The organism is Streptomyces lienomycini, assembly GCF_027947595.1.
Classification (GTDB): Bacteria; Actinomycetota; Actinomycetes; order Streptomycetales; family Streptomycetaceae; genus Streptomyces; species Streptomyces lienomycini.
Map to the genome: position 1 here is coordinate 1,066,826 of NZ_CP116257.1, position 12,963 is coordinate 1,079,788.

The following is a 12,963-nucleotide window of genomic DNA, read 5'->3' on the forward strand; positions in this document are numbered from 1 at the left end:
ATGCCGTACCTCCGCCGCGGCCGCCCGCGGGACCGGGGCCAGGTGGCCATCGAGTACCTCGGCTTCCTGCCGATCCTGATCGTCGTCGGCATGGCCGTCGTACAGCTCGGCCTCATCGCCTACACCGCCCAGCAGGCCGGCACCGCCGCCCGCGCCGGGGCGCGCAGCGCCTCGCTGCGGGAGAGCGCCGCCGAGGCCTGCGCGGCCGCCGTCAGCAGCTGGCTGGCCGACGGCACCGACTGCCCGCCGTCGTACGGCGGCGACGAGGTGACCGTGACCGCCACCGTCGACATCCCCTCGATCGTCCCCGGCTGGGACTTCGGGGACGCCACCCGGACCGCCACCATGCCGCTGGACCACTGACCCGAGGAGCCGACGACGCATGAGCCTGCGCGCACGCATCCACTCCCCCGAGGAGCACGGCAGCCGGGGCGAGGACGCACACCTCGTCGCCTCCTACCGGGCCAAGCTCCTGGAGGAGATCGACCTCGCCGAGATGAGCGCGCTCGCGATGGCCGAGCGCCGGGCCCGCCTCGAACGGGTCCTCGGGCACATCATCAGCCGCGAGGGACCCGTCCTGTCGACGGTGGAACGCTCCCAGCTGATCCGCCGGGTCGTCGACGAGGCCCTCGGCCTGGGCATCCTGGAACCGCTGCTGGAGGACGCGTCGATCACGGAGATCATGGTGAACGGCCCCGACGCGATCTTCGTCGAGCGCGGCGGCCGCGTCGAGCAACTCCCGCTCCGCTTCGCCTCCAACGACCAGCTGATGCAGACCATCGAGCGGATCGTCTCCACCGTCAACCGCCGCGTGGACGAGTCGAACCCGATGGTCGACGCCCGCCTCCCCTCCGGCGAACGCGTCAACGTCGTCATCCCGCCGCTCTCGCTGACCGGCGCCACCCTCACCATCCGCCGCTTCCCGCGCTCCTTCACCCTGTACGAGCTGATCGGCCTCGGCTCGCTCGACGAGAACATGCTCCACCTGCTGGCCGGCCTGGTGCAGGCGCGCTTCAACATCATCGTCTCGGGCGCCACGGGCACCGGGAAGACGACCCTCCTCAACGCCCTCTCCGGGCTGATCCCGGAGACGGAACGCATCATCACCATCGAGGACTCGGCCGAGCTCCAGCTCCAGCAGGCGCACGTCATCCGCCTGGAGTCCCGCCCGCCCAACGTCGAGGGCCAGGGCCGGGTCACCATCCGCGACCTCGTCCGCAACTCGCTGCGCATGCGCCCCGACCGCATCGTCGTCGGCGAGGTCCGCGGCGGCGAGTCCCTGGACATGCTCCAGGCCATGTCGACCGGCCACGACGGCTCCCTCGCCACGGTCCACGCCAACAGCGCCGAGGACGCCCTGATGCGCCTGCAGACGCTGGCCTCGATGTCGGACGTCGAGATCCCCTTCGTGGCCCTGCACGACCAGATCAACAGCTCCGTCGACGTCCTCGTCCAGCTCACCCGCTTCGCCGACGGCGCCCGCCGCATCACCGAGATCGCCCTGCTGGCCAGCCACGGGGGCGAGCCGTACCGCCTGGCCACGGTCGCCCGCTTCCACGCCCGCCCGATGACGGCCGACGGCCGCGTGCACGGCGCCTACGAGTACCACCCCCTCCCGCACCGCACCGCCGAGCGCCTTTACATGGCGGGCCAGCCCGTTCCGCAGGCCTTCGGCGTGGCCCACGCCCCCGACCAGCTCACCACCCGAGAAGCCAGGTAGGACCCGCCCGATGGAACTGGAAACGCTCGTCACGCTCACCACCGGCATCACGCTGCTGACCTGCGTCCTGGCGGTCATCGGCCTGCACTCCTACGCCGCCGGCAAGGCCCAGCGCGCGGCCCTGGTCGACCGCCTCACCGCGGCCGGGCAGACGGCGGCGACCGGACGCAGGCGCCGCTTCGCGGGGCTGGACCGCCGCCTGCGCCGCACCGCACTGGGCCGGAACCTCGAACTGCGCCTGTCGGCGACCGGCCTGGACGTGACCCCCGGCGAGTTCTTCGCCTACCTGCTCGCCGCGGTCGCCGGCCTGTGGCTGATCGGCCAGGCGGCCCTCGCCCCCTTCTTCGGCCCGCTCGCCGGACTGCTCGGCATCGGCGTCGCCGTCCAGTTCCTCACCTGGCAACGCCAGAAACGCATCGAGAAGTTCATCAACCAGCTCCCCGAACTCGCCCGCATCCTCGCCAACGCCACCCAGGCCGGCCTCGCCCTGCGCACCGCCATCGGCATGGCGGCGGAGGAACTGGAGGCCCCGGCCGGCGAGGAACTCGGCAAGGTGGCCGACCAACTCGCCATCGGGGCCTCCATGGACGACGCCCTCGGCGAACTCGCCGACCGCCTCCCCTCCCGCGAGCTGGTCGTCCTGGTCACCACCCTCGTCCTGTCCAACCGCGCGGGCGGCCAGGTCGTCAGCGCCCTGCGCAACCTGACGGAGACCCTGGAGGAGCGCAAGGAGACCCGACGCGAGGTCCGCACCCAGCTCTCCCAGGTCAGCATGACGTCGTACGCCGTGCCCGTGCTCGGCGTCGGCTCGTTGTTCCTGATGAACGGGGTGAAGGACGGCGCACTGGAACGCATGACGGGCTCCTCGGCCGGCCAGGCGGCGGTGATCGTCGCCTTCGCGCTCTACGCCGTCGGGTTCGTCCTCATCCGCCGCCTGTCCCGCATCGACGTCTGAGAGGAGGAGACGCGCATGCAACTCCCCCTGCCCGGAGTGCTCCTGGCGTTCCTCATGGCCCTGGCCGTCTGGGGCGCCTTCGCCGGCATCCGCATGTACCGGGCCGACGCCAAGCTCCCCGACGACCTCGCCCTCGCCCTGGAGGTCGGCGCCACCCGCACCGGCGCGGCGCACTCCCTCATCGACCGCATGGGCATGCGCTACGCGCCCGCCGTGCTGCGCCTGATGGGCCCGGCCCTGGTCGCCAGGTACCGCCGCCGGATCGACCTGGCCGGCAACCCCGGCGGCCTCACCATCGACCGCTACGCCGCCCGCCGCGCGGTCTACGGGTTCCTCGGCGCGGTCGGCTTCCTGGTCTTCGCCCTGCGCGGCCAGTACCTGGTGGCCCTCCTCCTGCTGGCCTTCGGCGCGTTCTGGACGGAGGTCGGGATCTGGTCGGCGATCCGCATCCGCAAGGACGTCATCGAGCGCACCCTCCCCGACTTCCTGGACGTCCTCGCGGTCGTCGTCAGCGCGGGGCTCGGCTTCCGCCAGGCCCTGGACCGGGTGGCGACGCGCTACGAGGGTCCCTGGGCCGACGAACTGCGCATCACCCTGCGCCAGATGGACCTGGGCATGAGCCGCCGCGAGGCCTTCACGGAGCTGCGCCGCCGCAACGACTCCGAGCAGGTGGCGATGTTCGTGACGGCACTCCAGCAGGGCGAGGAACTGGGCGCCCCCATCGTCGACACCCTGGTCTCCCTGGCCAAGGACATGCGCCGCACCGACGCCCAGAACGCCCGCCGCAAGGCCGCCCGCGCGGTCCCCAAGGCCACGATGATGATCACCACCTTCATGGTCCCGGCCACGATGATCCTCCTCGGCGCGGGCCTGATCCTGGGCTCGGGCACGGACTTCGGCACGATCACGGGCGAGTAGGGAGGTTCGGCATGTCGTCGGTCAAGCACCCCGGGAATGAGGAGGGCGTACCCAGTCAAAGTGCGACTGCACACGGATCAACAACGACAACAACCAATGATCTACGGCACGATCGGGCGAGTTTCACGCAACGCCTTTCGCACTTGCAATCAACTGTGGGACAGTCGTTGCCTGGTGCTCCCGACAGGCCGAGGTCCCAACCGAGCGCGAGGGAGGCGGAGATCGTGGACAACCCGGCGTCAAACATGACCGACCGGCAGACCACCGCCGCCCACCCGTACGTTCCTCCCCCCGAGGAACGCGGCCCAGTCCACCCTGAAGGGGAACACCATGACCAACTGGCTCCACACCGCCGCCGCATACCTGCACTCCCGCACCACCGCCCACAACGACAAGGGCCAGACCGCGGTGGAGTACCTGGGAATCATCGCGGTGGTGGTCGCGATCGTGCTGGCGATCACGGGGACGGACATCGGTCAGACGATCTACAACGCGATCACGGACAAGATCACCGAGGTTACCGGCGTCTGATGCGCCTTGGCGTGAACGATGACGCGGGGCAGGCCTTCCCCATATACATCACAGTGGTGGGGGGCCTGCTCCTTCTTGCACTCGCGTACTTCGCGGTCGGCCAGGCCGCGGCCACTCGCAGTGGGGCGCAGACGGCCGCGGACGCGGCGGCGCTCGCGGCGGCTCTCGAAACCAGGGACCGCCTCGCGGACCAGTGGTTCGAAAAGGTTCTCGAACCGGATACATGGCAGGACATCTTCGACGGAGAGACGCCGGTGCCCAGCGGTTGCTGGCGTGCTCAGGAGTTGGCGGCGCGTAACGACGCGAGTGTGGATTGCCAACCGGACGGGCTCCTGGGGTACACGGTCGTCGCCCAGACGCACGACACCGTCGGGGACACCATTGTGCCGGGCACAGAGAATCGGAAGGCGACACAGACCGCTACCGCCGTCATCGAGGCCCGGTGCTGGGCCAGGCCGACCGCCGCGGGATCCGACGACGAGGAGCTGCCCAGGCTCTCCTGCAAGGGGGGTCGGAACTGGGACCTGAAGCCGGACGAACTCTCCGACCTGCCGAAGCCCGAGGATCTGTTCGACGTCCACCTGACCGGCAGCTGACAGGCGAATGATGAGGACGAGGGAAGCGGAGTCATGAGTAATCGGTTCACAACAAGGGCGCGTGGTGGATTGGCGGCATGGCCCATCGCGATCGTGTTGGCCTTCGGCATGGTGGCCTGTGGTGGTGGAGATGGCGATGACAAGCCGGAAGCATCGGCTACGTCCACAAAGGGCAGCCAGTCCAAGCCGGATCCTCAAGAGGAGAAGCAGGGGGAGACCCTGGCGGAGCTGAGAGGTCCCAGCGCGCTGTTCCTCAAAATCACCGAGGCACAGCGGGACGCCGGAGGCTTCGTCACGGTGAGCGGAGATCTGAAGAACGATGGGGACGATACGGTCAACGTTCCTGCCCAACTGAGCGGTAACGAAACAGAGATCATCCGGAATGGCAAATCGCTCGGGGGCGCCACTCTGGTGGATTCCAAGGGCAAGAAGCGCTATTACGTGCTGCGCGACACGGAGGGCCGCCCGCTCACGACAACGAAGTTCCCCCCCTTGAAGGCAGGCGAGTCCCTGCCGGTCTTCATGCAGTTCCCCGCTCCTCCGGCGGACGCTGCCGAGGTGACGCTGCAACTGCCCATGTTCACGACCGGCACGATCGAGATCTCCGGATGAGGCGCGGCGTGACGTCACCTCCGCGCCTGGTCGCCGCAGCCGCCCTCCTGCTCGCCACGAGCGTCTACGGCACCACCACGGCTCACGCCGAGGACGACCCCAACGACCCCCCGGGCACGGAGCCCTCCGCGTCCGCCCCCGTGGAGGTGGACCCCAACGACCCCGACCTCAAGCTCCCCGACGGCGCGACGCTCGCTCGGGCGAAGGTGCTGGACATCAAGTCGGTCGTGGAGGAGCAGAGCGGTGACGAACGCCGGGAGGACACCAACACGAGCGTGACGCTCGCCCTGCAGGCCGAGGTGCTGTTCGGCAAGGACAGTTCGAAGCTCGGAGCCGAGGCGACGTCCCGCATCTCCGGCATCGCCGAGGAGATCAGGGCCCAGAACGCCACCAGGGTCCGCGTCTTCGGCTTCACCGACGACCTCGGCTCCTCCGCCCACGGCGACGTCCTGTCCAAGAAACGCGCCAACGCCGTGCACGACGTGCTGTCCCAGTCCCTGAACGACGCCGGCATCACCTACGAGGTCCGCGGTTACGGCGAGCAGTACCCCATCGCCGACAACGCGACGGAGGCCGGCCGCAAGAAGAACCGCAGGGTGGAGGTCTCCTTCCCCCGCTCGGAGCCCTGACGTCCGGTGAAGAGGCGAACACGACGGCACGGACCGTCCACCCGGGGACAGCTGAGCGTCCTCACCGCGCTGACCGCTCTCGCCCTGGCGGCCTGCACCGACGCGCCCCACGGGACCGACACCCGCGCGGTCGCCGGCGCCGACGCGGCCCCCGCCCCCGACACGGCCGCCTGCGCCGACGGCGACTGCGAGATCACGGTGACCGAGCCCGTGACCGTCCGCTTCCAGGGCCCGGCCGGCCCGGCAACGTTGTCGGTGACCGACGTCGGCCCGAACGAGGTCGCCTACACCGTGGAGTCGGGCAACGGCCGCACCAAGGGCAGCGCGAGCGGCCCCGGCCAGGGCTGCACCACCGTCCTGCGCGAGAACGGCAGCGGCAACTCCTGCGGCGGCCTCTCCGGCACCCGCCCCGGCGCCCGGCCCGACGCGGTGGTGATCCGGGTAGCGGCCGGTACGGACGGCACGGCACGCCTCCACATCGTCTCGCCCTGACGACCGGCGCCGGGGCCACGGCCATGCGGCGCGCAGACCGACCCACCACACCCCCGTCGGGACCCGTCACAGCTCAGGTCGCGGCGACGTCGATCAGAAGGTTCGCCCGCGCGGTCGAGAACAGGCGGGTCTGCTCGGCAAGCCGCTGAGGGGTCCCCTCGGTGTCGACCAGCAACTGGTACACGTAGCCCGACTCGCCCGCGACGAAGACCTCCAGACGCCTGCGGGGCGCGCTCTGCCCCGCCCAGTGGTAGTCGATCTCCGGCCAGAGGGCCTCGCGGCCGTTCTGCCGTGTCCTGTGTGTGGTGACCTCGAGGTTCGAGGTCGGCCATCGACGACTGGGCCGTATCGCGGTACCGGGCGAGTTGCCCCGCGGAGGCGGCCCGCGCGGTCGTGCCGTACGAGCGGTCCCGCTTGACGCTCAGGCGTGCGCGCCGTCCGGCGCGTGCCAGGTGCTCTGCATGTCACTGGCGGGTGTCTCGCCCCATCCGCCCGGCAGACCGAAGCAGACCGAAGCAGACCGGACAACGGACCGACCGGCTGGTGGCCACGTCGCTGCCCACCCGTACCGGGTCGGGCGCACTGCTCACCACCTACCTGGCGGGTCTGGGCGCCACGGCCCTCGACCTCGCGGTCACCTTCCTCGCGGCCCACCTCGACAGCGTTCCGGCGGCTCCCGGTCGAGAGCCGTCAGCGGGTGCTTCTCGCCCGTATCAAAGCCTTCATCGACCACAACCTGTCCGAGCCCGGTCTCGGCCCGCCGGCGATTGCCCCGGGCGAGCTCCGGGCAGCGCGCGAGGAGGAATCGGCGCGATGAGACCGGACAGCTCGAGGGGGAACACCGTTCAACCCCCGGAGCTCTCCTCGATCTCCACCCGCACCCCCACCCGCAGCCCCCACCCCGCCATCGCCCCGGCCTCCGCCTCCAGCACGTGCCGGGAGCGCAGCCGGGGGAGCCCCAGCCTGCCCGGCCGCATGGTGCGTACGGCGACGACCGTGAACCGCCGGTCGAGGTAGGCCACGTCGATGGGGATCCGCATCCGGAAGGTGTGCACACCGCTCGCGGGGGTCAGCAGCATCGCCCCGTCCACCGCACTGCGCCCCAGCAACCCCTTGCTGCGGGCCCGGTACGAGGCCGCGACCTCCAGCGGAACGCGAACACCCGCACCCGGGGGCGTGCCGGGCCCCTCCACGGCCAGCGTGGCCGTCCCGTCCCGCCACCGACGTCGTCGCATACCGACACCTTTCCCCACGACCCGTCGCCCTGCCAACCACCCCGACGCGCCTGCGGAGTTCCCGGTTCCGAATGGCCCGGCGGCCGTGATGCACGATGACCGGATGAACGACGACGCGCAATCGCCCGTTTTCCGCCCGGCCCGGGGACTCGCCCACTGCGTCATCGGGACGCTCGCGCTGGCCGGTGCGGCCTGGGCCGCCAGAGGCGTGTGGCAGGTGCGGCTGGCCGTGACGGGAGAACCACTCTCCGGCCCGCCGGACCAGGGCGACGGCAACCACCGCCCGCTGACCTCCCTGGAGGACGCCTACCACCTGGTCAGCACCGTGGGCGACATCGCCACGGTGCTCTGTGCCGTCACCTTCCTGCTCTGGCTGTCGCAGGTCCGCGACAACGCGCGCGCCCTGTCCGGACAGCGGCTGCGCTACGCCGGGCCCTGGGTCTACCTCGGCTGGATCGTGCCCATAGCCAACCTCTGGGTTCCCCGCGGCATCGTCGCCGAGGTCTACCGCGCCGGCCGCCCCGACGCCCGTCTGCCGTGGACCGTCAACGTGTGGTGGGGCCTGTGGCTGGTGGGCGCCCTGAGCGGGGCCGGCCTGATGTACGCCGACTCGAAGGACGACGTCATCGCCCGCGCCTACGGGGACGTCACCCCGCTGCTGGTGGCGGACACCGCCGTCGTCGGCGCGGCCGTGGCCTGCGCTCTCGTGGTCCGCGCCGTCACCGACGCGCAGGACAGCCGGGGAGACGCCGGCGCCCGGCCGGCCACCCCGTAATGCTGTTGTCCGGCGTGCCGGGGCAAGGATAGGAAGGCACCATGACTGGACTCGGCGCCGTATTCCGTCCGCAACTCGCCCCCGAGCGGCTCCGGGCCGTGTCCCGGGCAGCCGAGGAGGCCGGGCTCGAGGAGCTGTGGCTGTGGGAGGACTGCTTCAGGGAGGGCGGGATCTCCACGGCCGCCGCCGCGCTCGCGTGGACCGAGCGGCTGCGGGTCGGCGTCGGGCTGCTGCCCGTGCCGCTGCGGAACGTGGCCGTCACCGCCATGGAGGCCGCCACCCTGCACCGGATGTTCCCCGGCCGCGCCGTCCTCGGGGTGGGGCACGGGGTGCAGGACTGGATGGGCCAGGTCGGTGCGCGGGCCGAGTCGCCCCTCACGCTGCTGCGGGAGCATCTCGTCGCCCTGCGGGCCCTGCTGCGCGCGGAGCGCGTGACGTCGCAGGGACGCTACGTCCGGCTCGACGACGTCGCGCTCGACTGGCCGCCGCAGCAGGCCGTCGAGGTGTTCGCCGGGGCCACCGGACCCCGCTCGCTGCGGCTGGCCGGTGAGGCCGCCGACGGCACCGTGCTCACCGCGAACACCCCGCCCGACGGGGTGCGCCGGGCCCGGCGGCTCATCGACGAGGGCGCGCGGCCGCCGGGCGGACCGGGGCGCACAAGGTCGTCGTCTACCTCCTCGCCGCCACCGGCCCCGACGCCGCCGCCCGGGTCCGCGCCGAGCTGGTGGCCGAGGGCGTCGAGCACGTGCCGGGCCTCGGGGCCGCCGGGGACGCCCAGGACGTCGCCGAGGCCGTGCACCGGCTGGCCGAGGCCGGGGCCGACACCGTGATCCTCCAGCCGACCGGGGACGAACCCGACCAGGAGGGGTTCGTGCGCTTCGCCGCCGAGCGGGTCCGGCCCCTGGTGGCCTGAGCCCCGGTCCGCCTTCGCGGCCCCCTCCTCGATCCCGTCCCGTCCCGTCCCGTTCCCGTCCCGTCCGTCAACGATCGGATCCGTCCCTCATGGCACAGCCCCGCCCGTCCTCCTTCGACGACCTCGTGGCTGAGGGAGACTCCGTTCCCACCGAGGGGTGGGACTTCTCCTGGTTCGAGGGCCGGGCCACCGAGGCCCGGCCGTCCTGGGGCTACGCGCGGTCCCTGGCGGACCGGCTGGCCGGGGCCACCGCCGCACTGGACGTGCAGACCGGGGGAGGGGAGGTCCTGGACTTCGCCCTGGGGACCGCCGCCCCCCACCGGCCCCCGCTCGTCGTCGCCACCGAGGGCTGGGCGCCCAACGTCGCCGAGGCCACCCGGAGGCTGCGCCCGCGCGGAGTCCCGGTGGTCGACTCGGCCGACGACGCGCCCCTCCCCTTCGCGGACGGCGCCTTCGACCTGGTCGTGAGCCGGCATCCGGTCGAGCCGCACTGGGACGACATCGCCCGCGTACTCGCGCCCGGCGGCACCTACTTCGCCCAACACGTCGGCCCCGCCAGCGTCTTCGAACTCATCGAGTACTTCCTCGGGCCGCTGCCCGAGGCGAGCCACCGGCACCGCCGTCCCGAGGACGAGCGCGCCGCCGCCGAGGCCGCCGGGCTGGAGGTCGCGGACCTGAGGGCGGAACGGCTGCGGATGGAGTTCCACGACGTCGGCGCCGTCGTCCACTTCCTGCGCAAGGTCGTGTGGATGGTCCCCGGCTTCACCGTCGAGGCGTACCGCGACCGGCTGCGCGAGCTGCACGAGCGCATCGGGGCCGTCGGCCCCTTCGTCGCCCACAGCGCCCGCCACCTCTTCGACGTACGCAAGCCGGAACCCGGGCGGGGACGCGCGTCCTAGCGGGTGTCGGCCCGCCCGTCCGGACGACTTGGCCAGGAACCGCCGCCCGGCGTCCCGTGGGCCCGCCGAGGCCCGAGTGGTCCCCGAAGGCCGCGCGTTCCCACGGGCATGACGGATCTTCCGGACGTACACGGCGCACCTTCGCAAACATTCACGCGTCCGGAGGCAGGGTGCGGAATCACCCACCGATCCTCACAGGGTTTCCACATCGTTATTCACCGTTGCCCCTCACGGGTCGAATCCGACCCTCCCGTTCACGTAGGTTCGAACCCAGGTAATTCGCGTGAGCAAAGTCGCACGCGTGGCACCGCGCAGTGGAGGGGGCTGCGCGGTGCTTGGTCAAGAGGGCGCCCGTCGCGGGCGTCGCCCGGACGGGGGAAGGCGGCCGACGGGCGGGCGGGTGCGGGGAGCGCCCTGCCGCTGTGATTTGGCCATGATTCAGGGCGGAATGAGTGCCTCCACGGCCATCCCGGCGTCGTCGGACGACTCCGGAGAGTAGTTGTGGCACGCCGATGCGCGCGGCATCACTTACGAAGGGTTATGGTGGAAACCCCCCTCGGGCCGGTCCGTATCCCCCCCCCACGGACCGGCCCGTTTTCTGTGCTCTCCCGGCCGCCCGCTTCCGGGCCCCTCGCGTCTGCGCCCACCCGCGATACGCCCGTAACGAGGAGTTCACCGGTGCGCCGCCCGGTGTCATGGCATGGCGGCACTCGTAAAAGGGCATAAGCCAAACAGGTCGACGCCCGAACCACGGGTGTCGGATCTCAGCGGACGGCACGGAGCCGTCCGCCCGGGAGGCCCTTTGCACCAGCTCCACCGTGCGGTCACGGCACGGAAGACGCGGCGAAGGGCCGGTTCGCGGCCCGCGCCGGTGCAGGCAGGCCGTCGACCGGCCGGATCGTTACGGCCCTCCCGGCGAGGCTCGTTCCCGCCCTCCCGGCGAGGCTCGTTCCCGCCCTCCCGGCGCGGCTCGTTCCCGCCCTCCCGGCCCTGTGTCCACTCCGTCGCTCCCCGACCTCTTCCGAGGGGGTACGTCCTTCCGTGGTGACCAGCACAAAGCGCCACAAGCCCGACAGGCGCACCTACGTTCTCGACACCAGCGTCCTGCTGGCCGACCCGAACGCCCTGAACCGCTTCGACGAGCACGAGGTCGTGCTCCCCATCGTCGTGGTGACGGAGCTGGAGGCGAAACGGCACCATCCCGAACTCGGTTACTTCGCCAGGCAGGCCCTGCGTCTGCTCGACGAGTTCCGGGTGCGGCACGGTCGCCTCGACGCCCCTATCCCCATCGGGGATCTCGGAGGTACCGTCCGTGTCGAGCTCAACCACTCGGACCCCAGCGTGCTGCCCACCGGCTACCGCCTGGGGGACAACGACTCCCGCATCCTCGCGGTCGCCCGCAATCTGCAGGCGGAGGGCTTCGACGTCACCGTCGTCTCGAAGGACCTCCCGCTGAGGATCAAAGCCTCCTCCGTCGGGCTCCTCGCCGAGGAGTACCGCGCCGAGCTGGCCATCACGGACGCCTCCGGCTGGACCGGGATGTCCGAACTGACCCTGCCGGCCGAGCAGGTGGACGTGCTCTTCGAGGAGGGCCGGGTCCACGTCCCCGAGGCCGCCGACCTGCCCGTGCACACCGGTCTGACCATCCAGTCGGAGCGCGGCAAGGCCCTCGGCCGCGTCACACCCGACGGCAGCGTCCGGCTGGTGCGCGGCGACCGGGAGGCGTTCGGCATCAAGGGCCGCAGCGCCGAGCAGCGCATCGCGCTCGACCTGCTCCTCGACCCGGACGTCGGCATCGTCTCGATGGGCGGCCGGGCCGGCACCGGCAAGTCGGCGCTGGCGCTGTGCGCGGGCCTGGAGGCCGTGCTGGAGCGCCGGCAGCACCAGAAGGTGATGGTCTTCCGTCCGCTGTACGCGGTGGGCGGGCAGGAGCTCGGCTACCTGCCCGGCTCCGAGGCGGAGAAGATGAGCCCCTGGGCGCAGGCGGTCTTCGACACGCTGTCGGCCGTCACCAGCCGCGAGGTCATCGAGGAGGTGACCGCCCGCGGCATGCTGGAGGTCCTGCCCCTCACCCACATCCGCGGCCGCTCGCTGCACGACGCGTTCGTGATCGTGGACGAGGCCCAGTCGCTCGAGCGGAACGTCCTGCTGACCGTCCTGTCCCGGATCGGGGCCGACTCACGCGTCGTCCTCACCCACGACGTGGCACAGCGGGACAACCTGCGGGTGGGGCGGTACGACGGAGTCGTCGCCGTCATCGAGAAACTGAAGGGGCATCCGCTCTTCGCGCACGTCACCCTGACGCGCTCCGAGAGGTCGCAGATCGCCGCACTCGTGACCGAAATGCTGGAGGACGGTCACATCTGATCCCTCTGACCGGTCTCTGACCGTCTGAGAACTCCGACCCGACAAGGGCCGGTTACCCGACAGTCGGCGCCGTCCGGAAAGGCCAAGAGCCTAGCCGGGCGGCGCCTCGGTGTGTGCGGATTTCCGAGAATCCCGTGGGCCAAACGGGATGTGAGCTTTCACACGCAACACAGAATTGCCTCACCCCGCCGGGTTACGGCAGAGTCTCGTTCCTGTCAGGCCCCGCATACGACACAGTTGTACCCCCAGGGGTACGGCGCCCCAGACGCACCAGTTCCAACTCCATAGCCGAGTCGTATGCCGCCCGAGCACCACGCGGCG

13 protein-coding genes and 1 pseudogene are annotated in these 12,963 nt (G+C 71.4%); 13 read left to right on the forward strand and 1 reads right to left on the reverse strand.

Annotation, left to right across the window (positions count from 1 at the left end):
* From BJ961_RS05105 to BJ961_RS05145, 9 genes are all read left to right on the forward strand, one after another.
* Window positions 1-363 carry a TadE/TadG family type IV pilus assembly protein gene (locus BJ961_RS05105; RefSeq protein ID WP_271320111.1) on the forward strand — a complete coding sequence of 121 codons (363 nt, stop codon included), beginning with the start codon at window positions 1-3 and terminating at the stop codon, window positions 361-363.
* A 19-nt stretch (window positions 364-382) separates the two neighbouring features.
* Entirely contained in the window at window positions 383-1,720 is a 1,338-nt protein-coding gene (locus BJ961_RS05110; protein WP_271320112.1) for a CpaF family protein, read from the forward strand.
* Between the two features lie 10 nt (window positions 1,721-1,730).
* A complete protein-coding gene (locus tag BJ961_RS05115; protein WP_271320113.1) occupies window positions 1,731-2,675 on the forward strand; it encodes a type II secretion system F family protein in 945 nt (314 codons plus the stop codon).
* Window positions 2,676-2,690: 15 nt separating this feature from the next.
* A complete protein-coding gene (locus BJ961_RS05120) occupies window positions 2,691-3,593 on the forward strand; it encodes a DUF5936 domain-containing protein (RefSeq protein WP_271320114.1) in 903 nt (300 codons plus the stop codon).
* A gap of 330 nt (window positions 3,594-3,923) precedes the next feature.
* A complete protein-coding gene (locus BJ961_RS05125) occupies window positions 3,924-4,124 on the forward strand; it encodes a Flp family type IVb pilin (RefSeq protein ID WP_271320115.1) in 201 nt (66 codons plus the stop codon).
* Complete coding sequence (locus BJ961_RS05130) at window positions 4,124-4,720, forward strand: pilus assembly protein TadG-related protein (RefSeq protein WP_271320116.1); 597 nt, start codon at window positions 4,124-4,126, stop codon at window positions 4,718-4,720. The genes BJ961_RS05125 and BJ961_RS05130 overlap by 1 nt, the downstream gene beginning before the upstream one ends.
* Window positions 4,721-4,753: 33 nt before the next feature.
* On the forward strand, window positions 4,754-5,332 hold the full coding sequence (locus BJ961_RS05135) for a hypothetical protein (RefSeq protein ID WP_271320117.1): 579 nt from the start codon (window positions 4,754-4,756) through the stop codon (window positions 5,330-5,332).
* Window positions 5,329-5,961, forward strand: coding sequence for an OmpA family protein (locus BJ961_RS05140; RefSeq protein WP_271320118.1), 633 nt, complete (start codon window positions 5,329-5,331; stop codon window positions 5,959-5,961). Before BJ961_RS05135 ends, BJ961_RS05140 begins: the two co-directional genes overlap by 4 nt.
* A gap of 6 nt (window positions 5,962-5,967) precedes the next feature.
* Window positions 5,968-6,453, forward strand: a complete 486-nt coding sequence (locus tag BJ961_RS05145) for a hypothetical protein (RefSeq protein ID WP_271320119.1) — start codon at window positions 5,968-5,970, stop codon at window positions 6,451-6,453.
* Window positions 6,454-7,298: 845 nt separating this feature from the next.
* Here the strand turns inward: BJ961_RS05145 and BJ961_RS05150 are convergent.
* Window positions 7,299-7,688, reverse strand: a complete 390-nt coding sequence (locus BJ961_RS05150) for a DUF192 domain-containing protein (protein WP_271320120.1) — start codon at window positions 7,686-7,688, stop codon at window positions 7,299-7,301.
* Window positions 7,689-7,791: 103 nt separating this feature from the next.
* Between BJ961_RS05150 and BJ961_RS05155 the strand changes: the two genes are divergently transcribed.
* The 4 genes and pseudogenes from BJ961_RS05155 (at window position 7,792) to BJ961_RS05170 (ending at window position 12,642) form a co-directional block, all read left to right on the forward strand.
* On the forward strand, window positions 7,792-8,463 hold the full coding sequence (locus BJ961_RS05155) for a DUF4328 domain-containing protein (RefSeq protein ID WP_271320121.1): 672 nt from the start codon (window positions 7,792-7,794) through the stop codon (window positions 8,461-8,463).
* Between the two features lie 41 nt (window positions 8,464-8,504).
* Window positions 8,505-9,376: pseudogene (locus BJ961_RS05160) on the forward strand (LLM class flavin-dependent oxidoreductase).
* A gap of 89 nt (window positions 9,377-9,465) precedes the next feature.
* Complete coding sequence (locus BJ961_RS05165) at window positions 9,466-10,275, forward strand: class I SAM-dependent methyltransferase (RefSeq protein WP_271320122.1); 810 nt, start codon at window positions 9,466-9,468, stop codon at window positions 10,273-10,275.
* Between the two features lie 1,041 nt (window positions 10,276-11,316).
* Window positions 11,317-12,642 (forward strand): PhoH family protein, encoded by a 1,326-nt coding sequence (locus BJ961_RS05170; RefSeq protein WP_271320123.1) that lies wholly within the window; start codon window positions 11,317-11,319, stop codon window positions 12,640-12,642.
* Window positions 12,643-12,963 lie beyond the last annotated feature (321 nt).

Bases quoted from the DNA above. Each gene is read 5' to 3' on its own strand.
- BJ961_RS05130 (WP_271320116.1), top strand. From the start codon at position 4,124: ATGCGCCTTGGCGTGAACGATGACGCGGGGCAGGCCTTCCCCATATAC.
- BJ961_RS05120 (WP_271320114.1), top strand. From the start codon at position 2,691: ATGCAACTCCCCCTGCCCGGAGTGCTCCTGGCGTTCCTCATGGCCCTG.
- BJ961_RS05135 (WP_271320117.1), top strand. From the start codon at position 4,754: ATGAGTAATCGGTTCACAACAAGGGCGCGTGGTGGATTGGCGGCATGG.
- BJ961_RS05140 (WP_271320118.1), top strand. From the start codon at position 5,329: ATGAGGCGCGGCGTGACGTCACCTCCGCGCCTGGTCGCCGCAGCCGCC.
- BJ961_RS05125 (WP_271320115.1), top strand. From the start codon at position 3,924: ATGACCAACTGGCTCCACACCGCCGCCGCATACCTGCACTCCCGCACC.
- BJ961_RS05150 (WP_271320120.1), bottom strand. From the start codon at position 7,688: ATGCGACGACGTCGGTGGCGGGACGGGACGGCCACGCTGGCCGTGGAG.
- BJ961_RS05155 (WP_271320121.1), top strand. From the start codon at position 7,792: ATGAACGACGACGCGCAATCGCCCGTTTTCCGCCCGGCCCGGGGACTC.
- BJ961_RS05110 (WP_271320112.1), top strand. From the start codon at position 383: ATGAGCCTGCGCGCACGCATCCACTCCCCCGAGGAGCACGGCAGCCGG.
- BJ961_RS05165 (WP_271320122.1), top strand. From the start codon at position 9,466: ATGGCACAGCCCCGCCCGTCCTCCTTCGACGACCTCGTGGCTGAGGGA.
- BJ961_RS05105 (WP_271320111.1), top strand. From the start codon at position 1: ATGCCGTACCTCCGCCGCGGCCGCCCGCGGGACCGGGGCCAGGTGGCC.
- BJ961_RS05115 (WP_271320113.1), top strand. From the start codon at position 1,731: ATGGAACTGGAAACGCTCGTCACGCTCACCACCGGCATCACGCTGCTG.